The organism is Neobacillus canaveralius (assembly GCF_047237705.1).
GTDB lineage: Bacteria > Bacillota > Bacilli > Bacillales > Cytobacillaceae > Neobacillus > Neobacillus niacini_K.
In genome coordinates, this window is sequence record NZ_JBDFLL010000001.1 from 3,590,140 (window position 1) to 3,610,573 (window position 20,434).

Sequence of the window (20,434 nt, forward strand, 5' to 3'; positions counted from 1 at the left end):
GATAAGGTTAATTTTAATTTGTACAGTCGTATAGCATGTTGGGTTTGGGTGTTAGATTAAACTCACCGTAAATCCGGTGGGGTTTTTTTTATAGCTGTGTAAAGAATAAAATGATTGTTTCTCTCCAAATCTACTAACTGTTTCTGTTACTTTCATTCCTAGTTTTCTAATAGATTACAAGAAGCAATATTAGCAGTTTGTGTTTCTGCCACTACATTTGGTAGATCGAGAAATGTAAAAGCAAAGTCTAGAATTGTTTGCAAAACCTCAACACCATATCCCGCCCCCCACCCTTCCGAGTACCTCCCAGGTATTTACGTACATCCTCATTTACATATAGTTTTTTGATATCCTCTAAATCATTTTCTTGGAGTTTGAGTAATAAACATCGTCGCGTTTCAAGCAATAAAACATCCCCTTTGAATCATAATCAATATCGAATATCGCTACCATTTACTGTTATGTTTCTTCTGATAATACTCTCCAATAAAAAATGTGACAATAATCGCGATGATAAATGGAATGACAGAACCTCCAATAGAGAAACCTGTTTCAGTTTCTTCATAATAACGGAACATCAACCATTCAATCTGAAACCTATAGCCAATGGATAGTAGCAAAAAACTTATAAGAAAAAAAATTGTTAAACCTACAAAAACTGTTTTTATCAAAATAGTATTGCCCCTTTTACAACCTTTATTTTTTTAAGACTCACTGCCAAGACTTAGTTTAATGCAGACTTAGGATGAAAAACATAAAAGAAAATATAAAAAAGAAGGTCAAAACAGAACCCAAGATCGTTTGATTATGAGTACTTTTTCCTTCTTTTATGTTTTTAATAAAATATACAAAATTAATAAACAACAATACTCCAAGCAGTGATGTAACAAGCATATGTATAAAAAATCCCATGACATTCAACCTCCTTACTCACCCAACCTATATTTTATTCGTTTTAAAACTGGAATTTTCCTTTTTTCACCATATAAATATTAGACAAATGGTCTTTAAACTTGGTAAGATGTCTAATAACATAAATCATTTTTATTAAGAAGGAGCTAGACATAATGTTTTTGACAAAGCTTCAACAAGAGGAGAAAGAGGCGTTTCTTGAGTTAGCCTATCTAATGGCCACCATTGATGGGAAATTCTCGGTATTTGAAAACCCAGTTATCGCGAAGTATACAGAGGAAATGGATCTGGAGGATTATAAAATCAAAGGCTTAGCGATAGATGATATTCTTAAGGTTTTTAAAGAGGAACGCTCAAAACATATTGTTCTAACTGAAATCCTCCGCTTAGTTTATTCAGACGGAATTGTTCATGAAACTGAACTTGAATCCATTAATTTAATTAAAGAGCACTTTGGTTTCGACGCAAATAAATATGCTAATTTTAAGGATTGGATAGAAGGAATAAAAGAATTAGCTAATTATCCACAGCATGAGTAGGTAAGAATAAATAAAGCAACGTCCCATGACGTTGCTCTTTCTCATTTTCGACCTTTTCGCAAAAGATAAAGGTTTTTCTTTATTTCTTTTTCTACACTCAGAAAAAATTTCTCTATTCCCTTGTTTGCTCCTCCACTTATCACCCGCTCTGCAGCACCAGAGAGGGTTCCTGTGACTTTAACGTCTGCATGGATATTGAGCTGAGTGCTTCCTTGTTGGTCTTTGAAAAATAAATCAGCATTGCCACTTATTTCGCCTAAATTACCTTTTCCTTTCAGCAACAGATGATAATAAGACGGTGCCTGTTCTTTTTCCAGCTTAACCTTGAGTCTAAAAACATCTTTTAGTGGTCCTATGTGAATGTCAATTTCTGCCTGATATAGACCAGTTGTGCTTTGGACAAACGTCCTGCAGTTTGGGATGGCACTTCCTAATACCTTTTCATCCTTGATGTACTTCCAGACAACCTTTCTTGGCAGACCAAAAGTATGTTGGTATTCAATTTTCAAAGGATCCCCTCCATTTTGAAGGTCTTCAAGTTAAAATACCTACCTAATTAATATTCAACTTACACATGATTATTCAAAATTTATTTTCGAGTCAACTCAAAAAGACGATGACCCCCTGTCACCGCCCCTTTAACGATATTCAATTTCTTCGTCTGATCGATACATGATATAAAACGGATAAGATCCATCATAATAGTAGCCTGTTTCATTTTGGTACCTTTTGGTTTGTATCATGGAGGGAATTCCGTGTTGTATTAATTTCCTGCGTAGTCTGCTGACATTTGTAATATACGTGTTTGGAATAACCGTATCCACCACCGAGAAATCATGTCTTGTGGCTGGTACAGCTTCTGAACTATTTAATAGAAAATAACTTAGCATATTTCCTTGGTCTTGAGTTAGCGTGGCTTCCTCCCCGTTAAAAACAGTAACAATCGTCCGATCACCAAAATAAACGAGAAGGGTATCATGCGGCGGCCTGGAAATTAACCTCTCACATTCTGCCTTAGAACAAGTCGTTCTTTCAACATTGTTTAACTTATAGAAGGCATGCTCCAGCAAATATTTTTCATTATCTATTAAACTCCTGAACAACGGAGATAACTCCTGTTTCGGTATCTCCTGCGTTTTCGCTAGAGGTAATTCATTCATTTTTTCATACGTTTCCTTTGCAATATGCAAAGCACAATTGGTTAAATACAAATGGGCATTTAACTGTTGCTGTTCATTTAATTGATAGAGATGCTGTTTATGGTATTGATCATTTTCTAAAGCATTTCGGAAATACTGAATCGCTTTAGTATAGTCATTAAATTTATAAGACAAGAAACCTAGTCGATAGGCGGCAAGTGGATTGGTTTTATCATATTTTAGCGCTTCCTCCAAGCAGCGAGTCGCCAAGTAATCATCTTTTTGATATTCGGTCTTCAAATACGTTCCATAATGAATAAGACAATAAATCAATTTCCTTTTTACATAATCGAGCGAACTTTGTACATCCTCATTATGCTGTCGGACAAGCAAGGAGAGTTTTCGGTACATTTCCTTGTACACATCAATTTTCATTGAAAAATTAGAATACCCATGCTCATCTTCCTGCTCATTCAGTTCTTCTTCTATCTCTTCTAATTCTACAATGGTTTTATCTCTTAAACTCATTACCCACACTCCCCCCTTATGAAAGATTAGTTCCACTCGAGTATTTCAATACGGTTGCCAAAGGGGTCAGCTGTATAAAAACGATTTGCCCCCGGAAGGTTATTGTCTTCGATCACTTCGACTCTGTTACCTCTTAAATGTTTTTTCAACGCTTCAATATTCTCTACCTCAAAGGCAGGATGCGCTTTTTTTGCTGGTGCAAATGGTTCCTCTATACCAATATGTACTTGTGTGCTTCCGTTTCGAAACCAAACTCCGCCGCGCTTTTTCAATTCTGCTGGTTTCTCCATTTCCTCAAATCCAAGAATATCAATAAAAAATTTCCTCGCAGTTTCTTCACAACCTTTAGGACCGGCTAGTTGAATGTGATCAATCGCCTTAAATCGATACATAAAGAAACTCCCTTTCGAAATAAAGTTTTATAATATACAATTTTCGCCACATCTTGATAAATTCCTTCTATCCCCTACATGAAAACATTTTGCAATTATCCTAAATAGCCCTATAATCAAACTATCTTATTAGCAACTTGAAAAGAGGAACAACGAATGAAATTATTAATTATCGAAGACGACAAACACCTGTCTGAAACCATACGTGAAACAGTAGGAGAACTGTTTGAAACAGAACAAGCTTATGATGGCGAGGAAGGTTTATTTTTAGCGGAGCAGAATATATTTGATGTGATCATTTTAGATATCATGCTCCCCTTTATGAATGGTTATGAAGTTTTAGAAAATCTAAGAAAGAAGAATATTACCACACCAGTCATGATGCTAACGGCAAAAGACGGGATTGACGATAAAATCCACGGCTTTAAGGTAGGAGCAGATGACTACTTAGTCAAGCCCTTTCATCGTGAAGAGTTGTTATTACGATTAGAGGTTATGGTTAGAAGAAGCGTTGGAGAATTTAAAGAAAACGTGATTACCTTTAAGGATTTAAAGCTAAATGTAAAAAATAATACAGCGACCATTGGTGATGAACTTGTGAATCTAAATGGGAAGCAATTCGAGCTGCTTGAGTATTTGATCAACAATAAAAATACCATTCTCACAAAAGAACAAATCTTCGATCGAATTTGGGGATTCGAATCCGACACCAGTGCAACAGTTGTAGAGGTGTATGCAAGCAAATTACGAAAAAACTTAAAAAAATTCAACTATGATCAATATATAAAAACCTTCCGCGGATTAGGCTATATGCTGACCGAAAATGGTGAAGGAAATGTTTAAAAATAAAATCTTCAGGAAACAACAGTTAAAATTCATGGTGCTCAATCTCATTTCTTTTACTGTGATTTTTACGATATTCGGTTTCATTGTTTTTAGTCAGGTTCAAATCACCTTATTCTCAAAGGCAGATGAGGAGCTGTCAATGTTTAAGGAAAGGATGGACGATAATTCACCAAATAATACCAGGACCCCTCCCCCAAATGATAACGGTGAAATTGAAGCACGCCAGAATGATCGGCCGAAAAATCCGCGAATTATCGTCATTAAATGGGATGAAAATGATAACATTGTCAATCAGAATGAGATTGGAACTTCATTCTATGAAGATTATTTAGCAGACTACAAACCTGTTAAAACGAACCTTGATACTATAACCAATACAAACGTGAATGATTTGTACCCGTTTCGCTATCTTTTATTTGAAGATACCAATGATGAAGATGAGGTTGCATATACACAGCTCATGATTAATATTGACGCCGAGCAAAATATCCTAAATAATTTCAGTAAACTCATCATCATTTGTTCTTCCATCTTTATTTTACTATCGATCTCTGCCAGCTATCTTTTGTCAAAAAAGATGATGAAACCAATTATCCGCTCATGGAACAAGCAATCCGAGTTTGTTGAAAATGCCTCCCATGAGTTAAGAACACCATTAACGATTATTCAAAATAAATTAGAATTATTGCTGACCACACCTCATGAAAAAATAGCGAATAAATTTGAAAATATCGCCCTAAGTCTTTCTGAAACTCGGAGATTATCAAAGCTGACGACTGACTTGTTGACGTTAGCCAGGGCAGATTCCTCTCAAACACAGCTGGAGAAAAAGTCGATCCATGTTGATAGTTTTGTCAAAAGTGTTTGTTCTCCTTATATCGAAATTGCTGAATCACAGGATAAACATTTCTGGTTAAAATTAAATTGTGACATGATGATGAATGCTGATGAAACCCGTCTTCATCAACTTCTCGTCATTTTGCTCGATAATGCCTTAAAATACACAGGCGAACATGACAGTATTGGAGTAAAGACCTACGAAGAAGATCATAAAGTAGTCTTGGAAATAAGTGACACGGGTATTGGAATAAAAGAAGAAAATATTCCTTACATCTTTGACCGTTTTTACCGTGAAGACAAAGCACGAACAAGAGAATCTGGCGGAATTGGATTAGGTCTCTCCATTGCCCAATGGATTGTTGCTGCTCACGATGGAAGTATTAAAGTCAGCGCCAACGAAAATAAGGGCACTACTTTTAAAATAAAACTACCAAAGTAATACAATTGTACAAATCAAAAATAGCCGAACTCACACGAGTCCGGCCTTTTTTTTATTAATATGGATCTGCTTCATGTCCCATTTGTATTGCCTTATCGGTGGCAGCATCTGCTTCAGCTGAGCTTGTATGTGATGTTTCCTTTCTCATTTCCATAGCTTTTGCCACGCCCTCTTTGACCCGTTTTCCATAATCCTCGTCCGCATTTGTAAAGTACTCAAACATTTTATTCTGGATTTCTGGTCTGCATATTTTGAGTGCGTCGACAAGATTGCTGATGAGCTCCTCTCTTTCCCAGTCTTCAAAACTTCTGTACGTTTCACCAGCTTGACCAAAATCATTAGGACGGTCAATTTTTTCACGTACCAATTTATCATTATAGTGTGGTTCGTGAACTTTACCTACTTGTTCAGCTTCCTTTAGGCCACCGATAACAGAAGGCTCATAGTTTACATGTGGATTTTGACCTGAATCCACATGGTACGACATTTGTCCTCCGCGTTGATTTGTGGCCACGCGCTTTTTAGGTGCATTGATTGGAAGCTGTAAATAGTTTGTGCCTACACGATGTCGCTGTGTATCCGAATAGGAAAACGTTCTGCCTTGAAGCATTTTATCATCTGAAAAATCCAAACCATCGACTAAAACACCTGTACCAAACGCTGCTTGCTCCACTTCATTAAAATAATTTTCCGGATTTTTATTTAAAACCATTTTTCCTACCTTTAAGAACGGAAACTTGTCTGTTGGCCATAATTTTGTATCATCTAATGGATCAAAATCTAACTCAGGATGGTAATCATCACTCATGATTTGAACGCAAAGTTCCCAGTCAGGATAGTCTCCACGCTCAATGGCCTCATATAGGTCCTGGGTAGCATGACTTACACTTTTTGCCTGAATTTGTTCAGCTTCCTTCTGAGTCAGATTCTTAATCCCCTGTTTTAATGGTTCCCAGTGGTATTTGATGAGAACCGCTTCACCATCCTTGTTAACCCATTTGTATGTATTAACCCCTGATCCCTGCATTTGGCGATAATTTGCCGGAATTCCCCAAGGAGAGAAAAGATAAGTAACCATATGTGTAGCTTCAGGTGTGCGAGATAGGAAATCAAACATCCGCTCAGGGTTACTTAAGTTGGAAACCGGGTCGGGTTTAAACGCATGAATCATATCAGGAAATTTCATTGCGTCGCGGATAAAGAATATTTTCAGGTTATTTCCAACAAGATCCCAGTTGCCGTCCTCTGTATAGAATTTAACCGCAAATCCCCTCGGATCTCGCGCAGTTTCTGGTGATTCCATTGCACCTGCCACTGTTGAAAAACGCACAAAAAGCGGTGTACGCTTTCCTGGTTCTTGGAACAGCTTTGCTCTTGTGTATTTTGCGATTGGCTCATCTCCTACTTTACCATACGCTTCAAAATACCCATGTGCTCCCGCTCCACGTGCATGAACAACCCGCTCAGGCACTCTTTCACGATCGAAATGTGAAATTTTTTCAATAAAATCATAATTCTCAAGTGTGGATGGTCCACGATTGCCAACCGTTCTGATATTTTGGTTATCTGTTACAGGATGTCCCTGGCGATTGGTTAAGGTATCAGCACTTTCACCAGAACCCTTCTTAAATTGATGATTTTCTTCCACTATTAGCCCTCCATTGCACGAAATAATACCATCTAATTATTACCAATTTGAATCATTGTATGTATTCTTTTTCTCTCTCTATTAACTTTTAAGGTTTGTTTAAGGTTTAACCAACATAATAGGTTTCAAGAAGTTGTTCAACAGATTGGAGAGTGAAACATGAAGGCGACGATGAGCTTAAATGGTGTAAAGGGACGTAGAGAATTAAAGCATGAAATGACCTCACTGGATTGCTATCTGCTTAGAAATAATTTGAAGCATTTTATGACACCAGACCCTCATGCAAAAAACAATGGGAAATATTTAATACGAAGTGTTTATTTCGATAACTATGATAATAAGGTCCTATCACAGAAAAAAGAAGGTTTACTTGATAGAGATAAGTTTAGAGTCAGATTGTATGATTACAACATGGATTATCTTAATCTTGAAAAAAAGAGCAAACGAGATAATTTAACCTTTAAACAAAAATGCCGATTAACCCCGGAGGAATATGAACAAATTCGTTTGGGTGACATTGAGTGGATGGAAAATGACACAAGACCTCTTATTAAGGATTTATATGTCCAAATGAAACTGTATCAATTAAAACCGATGACGGTTGTCGACTATGAACGTGAAGTGTTCATTTATGAATATGGTAACGTCCGAGTAACATTTGATGGCTGTATTAAAACGAGTTTTCGAAATAATGATCTTTTAAACCCAGATTTAGCAATGGTTGAGACCACACCAAATGTCGTTGTTCTTGAAGTGAAATTTGATGAGTATTTACCAGATGTCATTAAACAATTACTTCAAGTCATCGATCGTCGAAAAAGTGGCTATTCAAAATATCAATATAGCAGGATGTTTGGTTAATACAATTTATTGGAGGAATTATAAATGGAAAGTTTAAATTTTAAGGATATTTTCAAATCGAGTTTTTTAGAAAAGACAAGCAGTTTTTCAATCGTAGATTCTTTGATTGGATTGCTGGCCGCTTTTGCATTAGGTTTGTTAATTTTTTATGTCTATAAGAAAACCTTCACGGGTGTTATTTATTCTCATACCTTTAATATTTCGTTAATTATCATGTCGATGGCTACAGGCTTAATCATCATGGGAATCTCATCTAATGCCTTGTTATCACTAGGGATGGTTGGTGCCTTATCGATTGTTCGTTTCCGAACTCCCATTAAAGACCCCATGGACATTGTCTATATCTTCTGGGCAATTGTGGTAGGAATTTTGTGTGGTGCAGGTTTTGTTCCTCTGGCTGTTATTGGATCAATTTTAATTGGGGTAGTCTTAATTGTTTTTGTTAACAAAGTAAAAATTGAAAATCCATATTTATTAGTTGTGAGATACAGCAGCACTTCGATTGAAAAATCACTGGAACATGTTATTTCTGGACATGCTATAAAGCATTCCCTTAAATCAAAGTCAGCTATGCCAGGTAATGATTATGAAGTGACCTATGAAATCCGTGTCAAAGATCATGACCTAGATTTTATTAATAATATTTCTAGCATGGAAGATGTAAAATCAGCCATCATGCTAAGCTATGACGGCAACTTTACTGCTTAATGTTTATTGAATCAATCGAATGCCAGCAAAATCAAACGCTTCGAGTATTATTGCTCTAAGCGTTTAATTTTATATATTTAAAGTGACTATATTAATTTTTTAACTCCGTTTCACACATGTTTAATCATACATAGACTAAGGATGACTTTACAAATTATTTATAGGGAGATGACTGTAATTTGTATAACCCTTACCAATACAATCCTTATCACTTTAATCAAACTCAACAATATCACCAAAACCCAAATAAACACACGGTATTAAGAACTGTCGAGCCTTTTGTGCAATATGGATTACATGAAGCAAAACACACTTCTTTTGCCCATGCATTAAGAGAGGTTGCAGCGATTACCTACCTTATAGGTATGGGATATGATCCTAACATGGCCCACAGGATTGTTGAGTCTTGGGAAATCAACGAGGTATTTTATCCAGGGCAAAGATTTAATTCCTAACCTTTCAAAAGGTAAAAAGACCAAATCGGAAGTGATTTGGTCTTTTAACTAATAAGCTTTGTTAAATTTCATTGTTGATTTTTAATACAGCGGTATAAAAGGTCGATGAAGGACAAATCAGGAAGGTTCCCAATGAGATTCGTCCTTCATAAGGATTTATGTGAGGAAAATCAACATCATTCTTTAACAAAGCTAACTAATAAATAGCTAATTAACTTTTATTCATCCTCATCCTCATCATCTTCGTCTTCATCTTTTTCCTTTTTCCCTTTATTTTTTTCCTTTTTTTCCTTTCCCTTCTCTTTATTTTTCTTTTGATTTTCTTTTGCCTTTTCCTGCTCTTTCTTTGCTTTTTCCTTTTCTTCTTTTATCTCTTTTATTTCATTTTTGTATTTTTTCTCAATGCCTGATAGTGCAAATTTTTCATCAGATAGCTCTGATTTTGCTTTCAATAATATTTCTTTAAAAATTACGGGTGTGGTTCCACTGCTTGATGTACCTAAGTAGTGAGTTTCATCTGTTTGATCATACCCCAGCCATACTGCTCCGACAACGTTTGGCGAAAACCCGACAAACCAATGATCCTTTGTACCCGCTTCGTTAGCAAATGGGAGCTGCGTAGATCCTGTTTTACCAGCGATATCAAAGCCATCCATGAAAGCCTTCTTCCCAGTACCCTCTTGTACGACACCTTTTAGCATGTAGGTGATTTTTTGAGCTATTTCAGGATCTGTCACTTTCGTTGACTTGTTCTTCCAATTCGCAATTACTTTTCCATCAGCATCTTCTATTTTTTGAATGGAGTGTGCCTCTGCCATAGTTCCATCATTTGCAAATGCAGAATATGCTTGTGCCATCATTAACGGAGATGTCCCTTCATGCATGCCACCAAGAGCAATTCCTAAAGAATGATCTTCTTCTTGTAAAGAAATACCGAACCGCTCTACTGATTTTGTCCCCTGCTCCAAACCTATTTCATTTAATAACCACACAGGAGGAACATTGTACGAATTCACGACTGCATCATACATCGTTACCTCGCCTCGATATTGCTTATCAAAATTCTTTGGCTGGTAACCTCCAATATTAAGCGGACTGTCTTGTAATAAATCAAAGACTTCGTAGCCTTCTTCTAATGCCGGTGTATATACAGCCAGAGGTTTCATCGTTGATCCAGGCTGTCTCACTAATTGTGTAGCCCTGTTAAAACCAAGTAAAGTATGCTCACCTCTTCCACCAACAAGAGCTTGAATTCCTCCACTTTCAGGATCAATAAAAACCGCACCGCTTTGGAGAAGCTGATCGTTTTGACTAGCTGGAAAAAGATTATCATTCTGATATACTTCTTCTGTCGCCTGCTGGAAAGTTGGATTTAATTCTGTAAAAATATGAAGTCCACCTGAAAGAACTTCGTTTTTTGTCAGTTTATATTTCGTCATTGCTTCTTCAATAATGTGGTCCACATAATAAGGATATTTTCCATCATACTCGTCTTCTACTTCTTCCTCATTTAACACCACCGGCTGTTCTTTAGCACTTTTAACATCAGCTGCACTAATATATCCTTCCTGCTCCATCAAAGACAAAACAAGATCTCGCCGCTCCATTGATTTTTCCATATTCTTAAATGGTGAGAGTATCGAGGGCGCTTTAATTAATCCAGCGAGCATGGCAGACTCACTTAAGGTTAGTTCACTTGCTTCTTTTCCAAAATACGTTTTAGCAGCCCTTTGAATTCCCCATGCACCTTCACCGAAATAAATCTGATTTAAGTAACGCTCCATAATTTCGTCTTTGGAGTAGGTTCGTTCAATCTTTTTCGTAATGATTAGTTCCTTAACCTTTCGAGTATAGGTCCGTTCATGTGTTAAAAATGCATTTTTGGCCAGCTGCTGTGTAACGGTACTCCCGCCTGCAACTATATCTCCACTTAACATATTTTTGAAGAAAGCCTTCATAATCCCGAAATAATTTATGCCATTATGCTTGTAAAATCTTTGATCTTCAGTTGCAACCACAGCATGAACCATATCTTGTGAAATCTGCTTAATGCCAACTCCTTCTATGCTAGAATTGGAAATCTTACTCGCAATCTCCCCATTTTGATCGTAAATAATCGTTGGCTGTGGTGCTGGCTTATTTAATTTACTAACATCACTACTCCAGATGAAGATATTGACGACAAGTAAACCACATAATGCCATGATAATTCCTGCTATAATCAATTTCTTTACTAAACTCTTTTTTAAGACTTGACTCCAATCCCATTGTTTAGACGCCTTTCTTTGCTGTCTTTGTTCCATTCGTCCCACGTCTTGACCACCTTTATCTCTACTAACTTCATTTATCTTTTTACATATTGCTCTATTTTAAAACGAATTGTATGAAAGTTAATGAGAAATAAGCCTTACATTCTATAGGACTAAACTATCAATATAAAAAAGTAAGAGCACACCAATTATTATTGGCATGCTCTTTATTCGTTACCTTATGTTATTGATCAGTGGTAGGTGTCTGACTGCCATCTGGCGCTTCTCCTGTAGGAGGTCTTTGTCCACGATCAGGTCTTTGACCTCCGCCTCTCATACCTCCGCCTCCAGGTCCGCTGGTGTTTGCGGTTGTCACACCGGATTCATTGAGCCAGGTTACCGAGTCTGAAATCGTAAATTCCACTACTTTTGTACCACCATTGTAGGTTCCATCACTGTAAAGACCATCTGCCTCTTCACCTGTTGACGTTCCTCCTGAATAAAGCGTATAATCTTTATCCTTTTCTAGGTTTGGTGAACTAATAAATACTGCTTGATAATCCTTTTCTGGTGCAAAGGTAGCTACTGTGTTTCCATCGCTGTCTTCAACATGCAGGAGTGTACCTGCTGCTTGTGTATCAGGATAGGTCATAACGATGGCATTTTGTGTTGATTGTTCTGAAGTAGCCTGTACCATTCCTGCACTGCCTGCTGCAATCAAGAATCCACCCGTCATTTCAAAACTTTGATCGTAATCAAGTGAACCATTGCCATTGTCTGTGGGACCACTAACTAAAACAGTACCATCAGTCATTTGGATCGAACCATTTGAATCCAGTCCATCACCAGCTGCATTAACGGTAACCGTTCCACCTGAAATCGATAATAAATTGTCTTCGGTTTCAGTAGATTGGAAATCCATCCCTGAACTATCATTTCCGCCGCCAACATTGATACCATCGTCACTTGCGGTAACATCAATTTCTCCATTGGCTATACTTATGACTTTACTCTCAATTCCTTCATAGCTTTTGGTAATGTTTATTTTTCCACCCTTTGTAAGAACCGCAGTATCTCCATGGATGCCATCATCTCCTGAGGCAATCGTTATTTCACCGCCTGCAATGGTAACGCTGTTGTTGCTGTGAACGGCGTCATCAGAAGAATCAATCTTAAAGCTTCCCCCGCCGATTGCAATATCTACCGTTGCTTTTAATCCTTTGGCACTTTCAGTTTCTGTTTCTGTTGTGGTTGTTGTTGTGGATTCATTGCCAGTTGGTCTCATATCATTTCCTTTACTAGCAATCGTTTCTGGGCTTCCGCCACCAGAAGTAATAGTATAGTCACCATCAGCGATTAATAAAGACGCTTCAGCTTGCATTCCATCACTACTTGCTGTGATGTCATACGTTCCACCCTCAAGGGCTATATTTCCTTTGGAAGTATCTTTATCATTTGATGCCTTGATTCCATCTCCACCTGCTTTAATGGTAATACTTCCTTCCTTAACTGCAACAACATCTCGTCCCATTAAACCATCATCCACTGAATCAATTTCAATGGTTCCGCCTGTAATTCTTAGTTCGTCTTTGCTCGTAATTCCATTATTATAATTTCCATGAACCGTTAGTTTCCCAGTACCGTTAATCGTTAGGTTGTCCTTACTAAAAAGGGCTGCATTCGGCTCATCAGATGAATCTTCTAGCACATATTCCGTCCCATCCGACAGAGTATTATCAGTACCTTCCGGAAGAGATACAATGGCTTTTCCCGCATTTTTCACATAAATTGGAGCTTGATTTCTATTGTTTATTGATGCACCATTTAATACGAGCTTAACAGTTCCCTTATCTTCGGCATCGACAATGATTTGACCGTCATCTAGATTACCGCTAATAACATATACTCCTGCCGCTCTTATGGTAACAACATTATTCGATACGAACACTGCACCCGCACCATCAAAGCTGGCACTTGTCCCATTTAACTCAATATAAGTTGGATTTTCATTTTCCCAATCCGTGTAAAAATCGTCATCGCTATAGGAAACAGTTTCGCCTATAACTGCGCTAACCTCTTTATCTCCAATTGTACTTAACGTCTCCGTATTTACAGCTGCAATCGTACTAGATTCGTTCGTCGAATCAGTATTCTGACTGCAGGAAAACAAAAGTGTTGAGCATAAAATGATTGAACCTGCTTTTAATAACATTGATTTTTTCTTCATCATATTGTCTCCTTTTTACCTTTATTACAAATCCGAGGATTTGGTATCTCACGACCATGGATTCATTTTATAAAGGAAACCTTAAACAAACCTTAACAAAAGAAAGACCTTTAAGGGAGAGTCATATAAATTTACATACATAAATTTATTTTTAAAGGAAATGATGGAAATAGGTATCCGGTAATTGGAGGTCGTACAATGGAAATAGACAAGAAAGTAATGATTACATCCGCTGAACTAGCTCAACTTTGGGCTCAATACATGAATGACAGCGGAAGTGTTTGTGTTCTTACCTTTTTTTTAGAAAAGGTGGAAGACCCAGAAATAAAACCTATTATTGAATTTGCATTGCAATTATCAAAAAAACACATTGAAAAATTAACGTTCTTTTTTAATGAGGAGGATTATCCGGTCCCTTATGGTTTTAAGTTAGAAGAGGATGTTGATTTATCGGCTCCGAAGTTATATTCGGACAGTTATGTTCTTCAATTTATCCACCAAATGGCAAAGATTGGTCTTACCAACTATTCAGCCAGTGTCACGTCAGCGGTACGATCGGACATTACTGATTATTATATAGAATGTGTTTCTGAAACTATGCAATTATACAAAGTTTCAAAGGACCTGTTATTGGAAAAAGGTCTGTATGTAAGGTCTCCTCATTTACCCATGGAGAAGGTGGAATTTGTCAATAAACAAGCCTTTCTTTTCGATATTATCGGTGATAAAAGACCATTAATCGTCGCAGAAGCAGGCAATCTATATGCAAACGTCCAGCGGAACATTTTAGGTGTAGCTACTCTTATTGGATTTAGTCAGGTAGCGCAGGACAAGGAAGTTATTCAATTTTTGTTAAGAGGAATTGACATTGGTAAGAAACATATTAAATTATTTGGAAAAAAATTAGAGGAATGCAATCTTTCGGTACCGGCAACCATATCAGCTGAAGTAACAACAAGTACATCGTATACATTTTCCGATAAATTGATCATGTTCTTTACGGCTGGGTTAATTGGTCTTAGTATCGGTTATTACGGTACGGGTGTGGCTCAAAGCCCCCGGATGGACTTGGGGGTTATGTACAACAGACTATCTTTAGAAATTCAATTGTATTCAGAGGATGGCGCCAATATCATGATCAATAATAAATGGATGGAACAACCTCCAATGGCTGTCGATCGTGGTGAGTTAGGTACCGAAAAGACGTAAATGATTTTGGAAAAGGCCGGTCAGCTGACCGGTCTTTCGTGTTTTCTTCTAAGTATATACCTCATTATTGTTGTAGTTGATTACCTTGGTCCATCTTTCCCTTTGCGAGACTGCTAGCTTCAATATATTTGTATTCTTTCTCTAAGTCGCTTAATGTCCATTCATACAGATGTCGATCTTCCTTTTTAAACACACCCACTTTAAGCAGTTTATCTATAAGAAATTGCCTTCTTTGTTGGACAGCGGTTCGAAGAATGTTCTTCATACCTTGTCACCTCCAGGTTTTGTATTGCTCCTTAACTACCTATCCGATTTTAACCTCTTCGTGATTGTGAGTGTGTCGTTTTTTAGCATATTTACCTACTTTTAAAGCAAACTTCATCTTAACTTAATAAAAGAAAATAAACTGTATTTTTATTAATGGTCTACGGTTTAGCTAATATTTGATATGATAAATAAAAAGAAGTTAGCGGGGATGTTTTTGATAAATCTTAAAAAGAATATAAATCGCTTTTACATAACACTGTTTATTGCCTCTCTTGGAGGTATTCTCTTTTCACTTTTAGGAATCCCGATTCCTTGGCTGCTTGGACCGATGACTGCTGTTTTGATTTCTTCCAAATCCAGAGAATTTCAAGCATTGTGGCCAAGACCGATTCGGGATACAGGCTTGGTACTATTGGGGTATTCGATAGGATTATCCCTAACGAAAGCGGCTGTGGTTCAGATCTTTGGAAAACTGCCCATAATGCTTCTATTAACCATCGTTCTTATTGCCTTTTGTGCTGGGATTGCTTTTTTTGTTTCTAAGCTTTCCGGTATTGATTACCCTACCGTCCTCACTGGCAGTATTCCTGGAGGGCTTTCTCAGATAATTACTTTTGCAGAAGAGGCAAAGGGGATAGATCTTACTGTTGTAACTTTTCTACAAGTAACACGTGTAATAATCATTATTTTCTCGGTTCCTTTTTTAATTAGCAGTCCTATATTTGATCATCTTACAGGTAAATCTATTCCCAATATTGCTGAAAACACAGGATTGTTTTTTCCTGACATCCTTATATTTTTGGCAGTATGTGTGATTTTTGCTTTCTTAGGAAAAAAGCTGAATATCCCTACACCATTTTTATTAGGACCAATTGTTGGAACTGCTGTCTTGACCATTTCAGGTTTCAACGGACCGGAACTGCCAACCTTCCTATTAGATCTATCTCAATTCATGATTGGGAGCTACATTGGCTTAATGTTAAAACCAGACAAGCTTGAGAATAAAACAAAAATCCTCTCACTAGCGATTGTTAGCGGGATAGTAATGGTTTTAGGAACATTAGGAATGAGTATGTTTCTTGTCCATTTTTACGATATCACACCTTCCACAAGCTTTTTAAGTTTAACTCCAGGAGGTGCCGATCAAATGGCGATACTGGCACATGAAGTCCAGGCGGACTTATCCATGGTGGCTGGATTTCAATTATTCCGGCTCCTATTTATCTTCTTTGCTGTACCACCATTCCTTAAATGGATTTTTATAAAGAAATTATTAAAAAATACAGAAAAGCCCACCTAGTTAGCAGGTGGGCTTTTCCAATTAAACTCCGCGCTTATTTCCCCATAGCAGGGCATGTAATTGAGGCAGTACTTTGACATTGTTTAGCTGACTGTCTTTGACTACCCGATTGACGAGCCACTCATATTTATTCAGTAGCTTTTGTATAAGTTCTTGGTTATTACCATTCGTGATGTCGTCATTTCCTACCTGCAAATAAAATGGAATGCCTTCGTATCTTTTATGAACCAGTTTCGCATATTCCAGGTCGGCTTCATCGAAAATAACGACTTTTAAACTAACATTATTTTCAAACTGGTTTTCATCTAAATTTATAAAAATTGAATCTAATATTTCAAAATCTGTTTCCATTTTCGAACTTGGAGGTTTTGGCGAGATGGTGAGTTCATCAATCTTTAAGAACCAATCCTGCCATCTGCTTCCCTGCGTTTCAATACCAATATTAATCTGCTTTTCTTTTAACAACTCAATCAGTGAATCTAGATTTTTTAAAAGTGCAGGATTCCCCCCTGAGATGGTAACAAAGGAGAAATTAGAGCCACCGATCGATTTTAATTCTGTCCAAATTTCTTCTGCCGTCATCTGCCTGATATCATCTTTGGCGCTGCCGTCCCAAGTGAAGGCAGAATCACACCAGCTGCAAGAGTAATCGCAGCCGGCTGTTCGAACAAACATCGTAACTTGGCCAACCACCATTCCTTCACCCTGGATCGTGGGGCCAAAAATCTCTAAAACGGGAATTCTCTTCATTCCTCCATCCACTCCCTTCTTGCTTCTGCATAGCTCGTAGGCGTCTCAAAAAGGCGGACAAATTCTACTCTTGCTCCAATGAATCTATCCTTGTTCACTTCTTTCTCTAATGCTTCTTTCATTTTTTCATAAATCCAGACCACAATATTTTCCGCTGTTGTATTCATCGGCGGAAGGGTTTCATTTAAATAACGATGGTCAAGGTGAATTTCTATTTCATTTTTCCATATGTCCTTGATATCGCCAAAATCCATCATTAATCCTCTTTCATCCACAAAACCGGAAATGCCGAATATGACTTTATACGTGTGCCCATGAAGGTTCTTACATTTACCTTCATAACAGTGTAGGTGATGGGACGCGTCAAAAGTAAATTCTTTACTGACTAATACGCGCTTATTATGATATTTGAGCTCCTTGCGTTGAATATCTTCATCTATTTTCTGTAATTTATCGACGATTCTAAATCCGTACATGGTTTAGCTCCTCCCACTTAGAAAGTCATCGAGTCCGCGTTTTCTTAACACACATGCTGGACATTCGCCGCAGCCGTCAGAAATGACACCATTGTAGCAGGTTAGTGTTTTTTCGCGAACAAAGTCAAGTGCATCTAATTCATCCGCTAATCCCCACGTTTCCGCTTTATTTAGCCACATTAACGGGGTATGGATTACAAAATTATCATCCATCGAAAGATTTAAAGTAACATTTAGTGATTTAATAAAAATATCACGGCAATCTGGATAACCGCTGAAATCTGTTTCACAAACTCCTGTCACTAAATGCTTCGCACCAACTTGACGAGCTAACACTCCGGCAAAGGACAGGAATAAAAGGTTTCTTCCAGGAACAAACGTTGAAGGAAGTTCACCCTCTTCTCCGTCTTTAACTTCAATTTCAGACCGTGTTAATGCGTTCGGTGCTAGCTGATTCAATAAAGACATATCTAAAATATGGTGTCTTACACCTAGTTCATTGGCTATATTTTTGGCACATTCAATTTCTAAACTATGCCGTTGATTGTAGTCGAAAGTGACCGCTTCAACCTCTTTAAATTGTTGTAACGCCCAAAATAAACAAGTAGTGCTGTCCTGCCCGCCGCTAAATACGACAATGGCTTTTTCTTCTTTTAACATATTTAAGGAAACTCCTTCCAAAATAGAAAAAGCAGTACCCCAAGATAGAAGTACTGCTTCATCTTAGTTTTTTTAACGAGGGGTGCTAGAACCTCTTTTGTTTTCTGCTTGTATGATACCATAATAAAAGTAAAAGATTAATCTTTTAAATATTGGGATTATTTTTTGTTCATTATTTTTCAATTGACGTTTTGCCGAGAGTCCTTTATCATATGGAGAAGATAATACCCGTACTTACACGGGAGAGGTTCATAGCTGATACCCTCTATAAAAAACTATGGATACATGACTTTATGCCATGTCCATACCGGACATGGCTTTTTGTTTTCTATTCAATTAGTAGTTATAGATTGCTTGAGCTCTCTGGAATAAACATTTTTGACTTGGAGGTTTTTTTATGTCAGGCCGCAGCCACGAAGAAGGATTAAAAGATTTAACACTATTAGGAAATCAAAATACACAATACTCATTTGAATATGCTCCAGAGGTTTTGGAGGCAGTCGATAATCTTCACCCAGAACGTGATTATTTCGTAAAATTTAATTGCCCGGAATTCACCAGTCTGTGCCCGCTTACACATCAGCCGGATTTCGCAACGATGTATATCTCATACATTCCAGATAAAAAAATAGTAGAGAGTAAGTCTTTAAAACTCTATTTATTCAGCTTCAGAAATCATGGTGATTTTCACGAGGATTGCGTTAACATCATCATGAACGATTTAATTAAGCTTTTGGATCCTCGCTATATTGAGGTTTGGGGTAAATTCACGCCACGCGGTGGAATTTCCATTGACCCATGGTGCAACTATGGCAAGCAAGGAACCAAATTCGAAGAAATGGCAACTTTCCGTTTGATGAATCATGACCTTTACCCAGAAAAAGTGGATAATCGTTAATGAAAACTTTTTGCAACAAAAATTAAATAGTCCTGTAAACCTGTAACATTTACCATGTGATACAGTAGTTTAGTAGATACTAGACGAATGTAGAATGAGTTGATTTTATGTTAAATGTTAAAGAGGTTACGGAACAGCTTCGAGCTGAGGGGATTACCGATAGTGAACAGGTTGTCATTCGTTGGATTCTCGATGGAAAATTAAAGGCCAGAAGAACGAAGCACCTTAATCTTGAATACTCTGTAACTCCCGTCGATTTAGCGTCCTTTATTTTGGAAAAAAAGATAGAGAACAAAACGAAGCAGTTTGGAGTCGATTTTCACCAATGGGAAAAAACGTTTCGTGACAATCAAAAATTAAAAGAAGAACTTGAACAGTTAAAAACGACTATTCGCATTGAACAAGCAAAAAATCGGTCCCTAAAAAGAATGCTGCAAGCGGAGTATGCGCTATCCGATACTCCTCCATTAACCCTAACCTCGATATTAGGATTAAATTCTGGGGCAAATAGTGACACTATCAAAAAAGAATACAAGAAACTATTAAAAGCCCTTCATCCCGATCGAGGCGGAGACGAACGACTCTTTAAAGTATTCTATGATCACTACGACAAAGTTAGGGATTCAGCCAAAAGCTGAATCCCCATTTTTATAATACTTGATTTCCTTTTACTCCATTAATAGAATAACTAGCAACGATGTTTGCACTTAATGAATGGGATACGGAGCAGTATTTGTCTTTTGACAATTGGATTGCACGGACTACCTTATCTTCTGGCAGGTCCCCTTCGACTGAATAGTGAATATGAAAATCAGTAAATTTCTTCGGTTCTGTATCGGCACGTGTGCCCTCTACTTCCATGGAAAAACCAGTTAGCTCTACGCGCATTTTTTTCAAAATCATCACGATATCGATTCCTGTACAGCCTGCAAGAGAATAGAGCAGTAGTTCTGTTGGTCGTGGACCGCTATTTTGTCCGCCAATTTCTTGTGCTGCGTCCATTCTTAATTCGTGCCCTGATGGTGTCATACCGGTAAACGCCATATCCCCTGCCCATTTAATCGTTGATTTCATTTCTACCATTCCTTCCT

23 protein-coding genes, 1 pseudogene and 1 riboswitch are annotated in these 20,434 nt (G+C 37.4%); of the genes and pseudogenes, 10 read left to right on the forward strand and 14 right to left on the reverse strand.

What is annotated here, in order from left to right; translation table 11 throughout:
* Positions 1–158: 158 nt before the first annotated feature.
* The 3 genes from ABC255_RS18020 to ABC255_RS18030 form a co-directional block, all read right to left on the reverse strand.
* On the reverse strand, positions 159–263 hold the full coding sequence (locus ABC255_RS18020; protein ID WP_412995618.1) for a hypothetical protein: 105 nt from the start codon (positions 261–263) through the stop codon (positions 159–161).
* A gap of 183 nt (positions 264–446) precedes the next feature.
* Positions 447–671 (reverse strand): hypothetical protein, encoded by a 225-nt coding sequence (locus ABC255_RS18025; protein ID WP_412995620.1) that lies wholly within the window; start codon positions 669–671, stop codon positions 447–449.
* 58 nt (positions 672–729) lie between these two features.
* Positions 730–912: a hypothetical protein gene (locus ABC255_RS18030; protein ID WP_412995622.1), complete on the reverse strand. Its 183-nt coding sequence runs from the start codon at positions 910–912 to the stop codon at positions 730–732.
* Positions 913–1,067: 155 nt separating this feature from the next.
* Between ABC255_RS18030 and ABC255_RS18035 the strand changes: the two genes are divergently transcribed.
* Entirely contained in the window at positions 1,068–1,451 is a 384-nt protein-coding gene (locus ABC255_RS18035) for a hypothetical protein (protein WP_335536136.1), read from the forward strand.
* 41 nt (positions 1,452–1,492) lie between these two features.
* On the opposite strand, the gene ABC255_RS18040 is transcribed toward ABC255_RS18035, so the two are convergent.
* The 3 genes from ABC255_RS18040 to ABC255_RS18050 form a co-directional block, all read right to left on the reverse strand.
* Positions 1,493–1,960: an SRPBCC family protein gene (locus ABC255_RS18040; protein ID WP_412995624.1), complete on the reverse strand. Its 468-nt coding sequence runs from the start codon at positions 1,958–1,960 to the stop codon at positions 1,493–1,495.
* A 129-nt stretch (positions 1,961–2,089) separates the two neighbouring features.
* Positions 2,090–3,118 (reverse strand): hypothetical protein, encoded by a 1,029-nt coding sequence (locus ABC255_RS18045; protein ID WP_412995626.1) that lies wholly within the window; start codon positions 3,116–3,118, stop codon positions 2,090–2,092.
* A 26-nt stretch (positions 3,119–3,144) separates the two neighbouring features.
* On the reverse strand, positions 3,145–3,510 hold the full coding sequence (locus tag ABC255_RS18050) for a VOC family protein (RefSeq protein WP_412995628.1): 366 nt from the start codon (positions 3,508–3,510) through the stop codon (positions 3,145–3,147).
* A 156-nt stretch (positions 3,511–3,666) separates the two neighbouring features.
* Between ABC255_RS18050 and ABC255_RS18055 the strand changes: the two genes are divergently transcribed.
* Both ABC255_RS18055 and ABC255_RS18060 read left to right on the forward strand, forming a co-directional pair.
* A complete protein-coding gene (locus tag ABC255_RS18055; protein ID WP_335536132.1) occupies positions 3,667–4,353 on the forward strand; it encodes a response regulator transcription factor in 687 nt (228 codons plus the stop codon).
* A complete protein-coding gene (locus ABC255_RS18060; protein ID WP_412995630.1) occupies positions 4,346–5,635 on the forward strand; it encodes a sensor histidine kinase in 1,290 nt (429 codons plus the stop codon). The genes ABC255_RS18055 and ABC255_RS18060 overlap by 8 nt, the downstream gene beginning before the upstream one ends.
* A gap of 55 nt (positions 5,636–5,690) precedes the next feature.
* Here ABC255_RS18060 and ABC255_RS18065 read toward each other — a convergent pair.
* Positions 5,691–7,256, reverse strand: a pseudogene (locus ABC255_RS18065) (catalase); the annotation flags it as partial.
* Positions 7,257–7,442: 186 nt separating this feature from the next.
* Between ABC255_RS18065 and ABC255_RS18070 the strand changes: the two are divergent.
* The 3 genes from ABC255_RS18070 (at position 7,443) to ABC255_RS18080 (ending at position 9,307) form a co-directional block, all read left to right on the forward strand.
* The gene (locus ABC255_RS18070) at positions 7,443–8,144 is read left to right on the forward strand and encodes a polyphosphate polymerase domain-containing protein (protein ID WP_335536129.1); all 702 of its coding nucleotides are present in this window, start codon (positions 7,443–7,445) and stop codon (positions 8,142–8,144) included.
* 24 nt (positions 8,145–8,168) lie between these two features.
* A complete protein-coding gene (locus ABC255_RS18075; protein ID WP_412995633.1) occupies positions 8,169–8,852 on the forward strand; it encodes a DUF4956 domain-containing protein in 684 nt (227 codons plus the stop codon).
* 179 nt (positions 8,853–9,031) lie between these two features.
* A complete protein-coding gene (locus ABC255_RS18080; RefSeq protein WP_412995635.1) occupies positions 9,032–9,307 on the forward strand; it encodes a hypothetical protein in 276 nt (91 codons plus the stop codon).
* A 218-nt stretch (positions 9,308–9,525) separates the two neighbouring features.
* On the opposite strand, the gene ABC255_RS18085 is transcribed toward ABC255_RS18080, so the two are convergent.
* Both ABC255_RS18085 and ABC255_RS18090 read right to left on the reverse strand, forming a co-directional pair.
* Positions 9,526–11,610, reverse strand: coding sequence for a transglycosylase domain-containing protein (locus tag ABC255_RS18085; protein ID WP_412998582.1), 2,085 nt, complete (start codon positions 11,608–11,610; stop codon positions 9,526–9,528).
* A 190-nt stretch (positions 11,611–11,800) separates the two neighbouring features.
* Positions 11,801–13,783, reverse strand: a complete 1,983-nt coding sequence (locus ABC255_RS18090) for a carbohydrate-binding domain-containing protein (RefSeq protein ID WP_412995637.1) — start codon at positions 13,781–13,783, stop codon at positions 11,801–11,803.
* Positions 13,784–13,981: 198 nt separating this feature from the next.
* Here ABC255_RS18090 and ABC255_RS18095 point away from each other — a divergent pair, with 198 nt between their 5' ends.
* Positions 13,982–14,992 carry a DUF3231 family protein gene (locus ABC255_RS18095; protein WP_412995639.1) on the forward strand — a complete coding sequence of 337 codons (1,011 nt, stop codon included), beginning with the start codon at positions 13,982–13,984 and terminating at the stop codon, positions 14,990–14,992.
* A gap of 64 nt (positions 14,993–15,056) precedes the next feature.
* Here ABC255_RS18095 and ABC255_RS18100 read toward each other — a convergent pair whose 3' ends face one another.
* A complete protein-coding gene (locus ABC255_RS18100) occupies positions 15,057–15,257 on the reverse strand; it encodes a Fur-regulated basic protein FbpA (protein WP_412995641.1) in 201 nt (66 codons plus the stop codon).
* Positions 15,258–15,473: 216 nt separating this feature from the next.
* On the opposite strand from ABC255_RS18100, the gene ABC255_RS18105 reads away from it, so the two are divergent.
* Positions 15,474–16,559 (forward strand): AbrB family transcriptional regulator, encoded by a 1,086-nt coding sequence (locus ABC255_RS18105; protein ID WP_412995643.1) that lies wholly within the window; start codon positions 15,474–15,476, stop codon positions 16,557–16,559.
* 21 nt (positions 16,560–16,580) lie between these two features.
* Here the strand turns inward: ABC255_RS18105 and queE are convergent, their stop codons facing one another.
* Genes queE through queC form a run of 3 tightly spaced genes read right to left on the reverse strand, consistent with a single transcriptional unit; the run spans position 16,581 to position 18,445 of the window.
* Positions 16,581–17,309, reverse strand: a complete 729-nt coding sequence (gene queE / locus ABC255_RS18110; protein WP_412995645.1) for a 7-carboxy-7-deazaguanine synthase QueE — start codon at positions 17,307–17,309, stop codon at positions 16,581–16,583.
* Positions 17,306–17,785 (reverse strand): 6-carboxytetrahydropterin synthase QueD, encoded by a 480-nt coding sequence (gene queD, locus ABC255_RS18115; RefSeq protein WP_412995647.1) that lies wholly within the window; start codon positions 17,783–17,785, stop codon positions 17,306–17,308. Before queD ends, queE begins: the two co-directional genes overlap by 4 nt.
* Before the next feature lie 3 nt (positions 17,786–17,788).
* Positions 17,789–18,445, reverse strand: a complete 657-nt coding sequence (gene queC / locus ABC255_RS18120; protein WP_412995649.1) for a 7-cyano-7-deazaguanine synthase QueC — start codon at positions 18,443–18,445, stop codon at positions 17,789–17,791.
* Between the two features lie 238 nt (positions 18,446–18,683).
* Positions 18,684–18,730, forward strand: a riboswitch (PreQ1 riboswitch).
* Between the two features lie 112 nt (positions 18,731–18,842).
* On the opposite strand from queC, the gene queF reads away from it, so the two are divergent.
* Both queF and ABC255_RS18130 read left to right on the forward strand, forming a co-directional pair.
* Positions 18,843–19,343, forward strand: coding sequence for a preQ(1) synthase (gene queF, locus ABC255_RS18125; protein WP_412995651.1), 501 nt, complete (start codon positions 18,843–18,845; stop codon positions 19,341–19,343).
* 107 nt (positions 19,344–19,450) lie between these two features.
* Entirely contained in the window at positions 19,451–19,981 is a 531-nt protein-coding gene (locus ABC255_RS18130; RefSeq protein WP_412995653.1) for a DnaJ domain-containing protein, read from the forward strand.
* A 10-nt stretch (positions 19,982–19,991) separates the two neighbouring features.
* On the opposite strand, the gene ABC255_RS18135 is transcribed toward ABC255_RS18130, so the two are convergent.
* Complete coding sequence (locus ABC255_RS18135) at positions 19,992–20,417, reverse strand: OsmC family protein (protein WP_412995655.1); 426 nt, start codon at positions 20,415–20,417, stop codon at positions 19,992–19,994.
* Between the last annotated feature and the right edge of the window lie 17 nt (positions 20,418–20,434).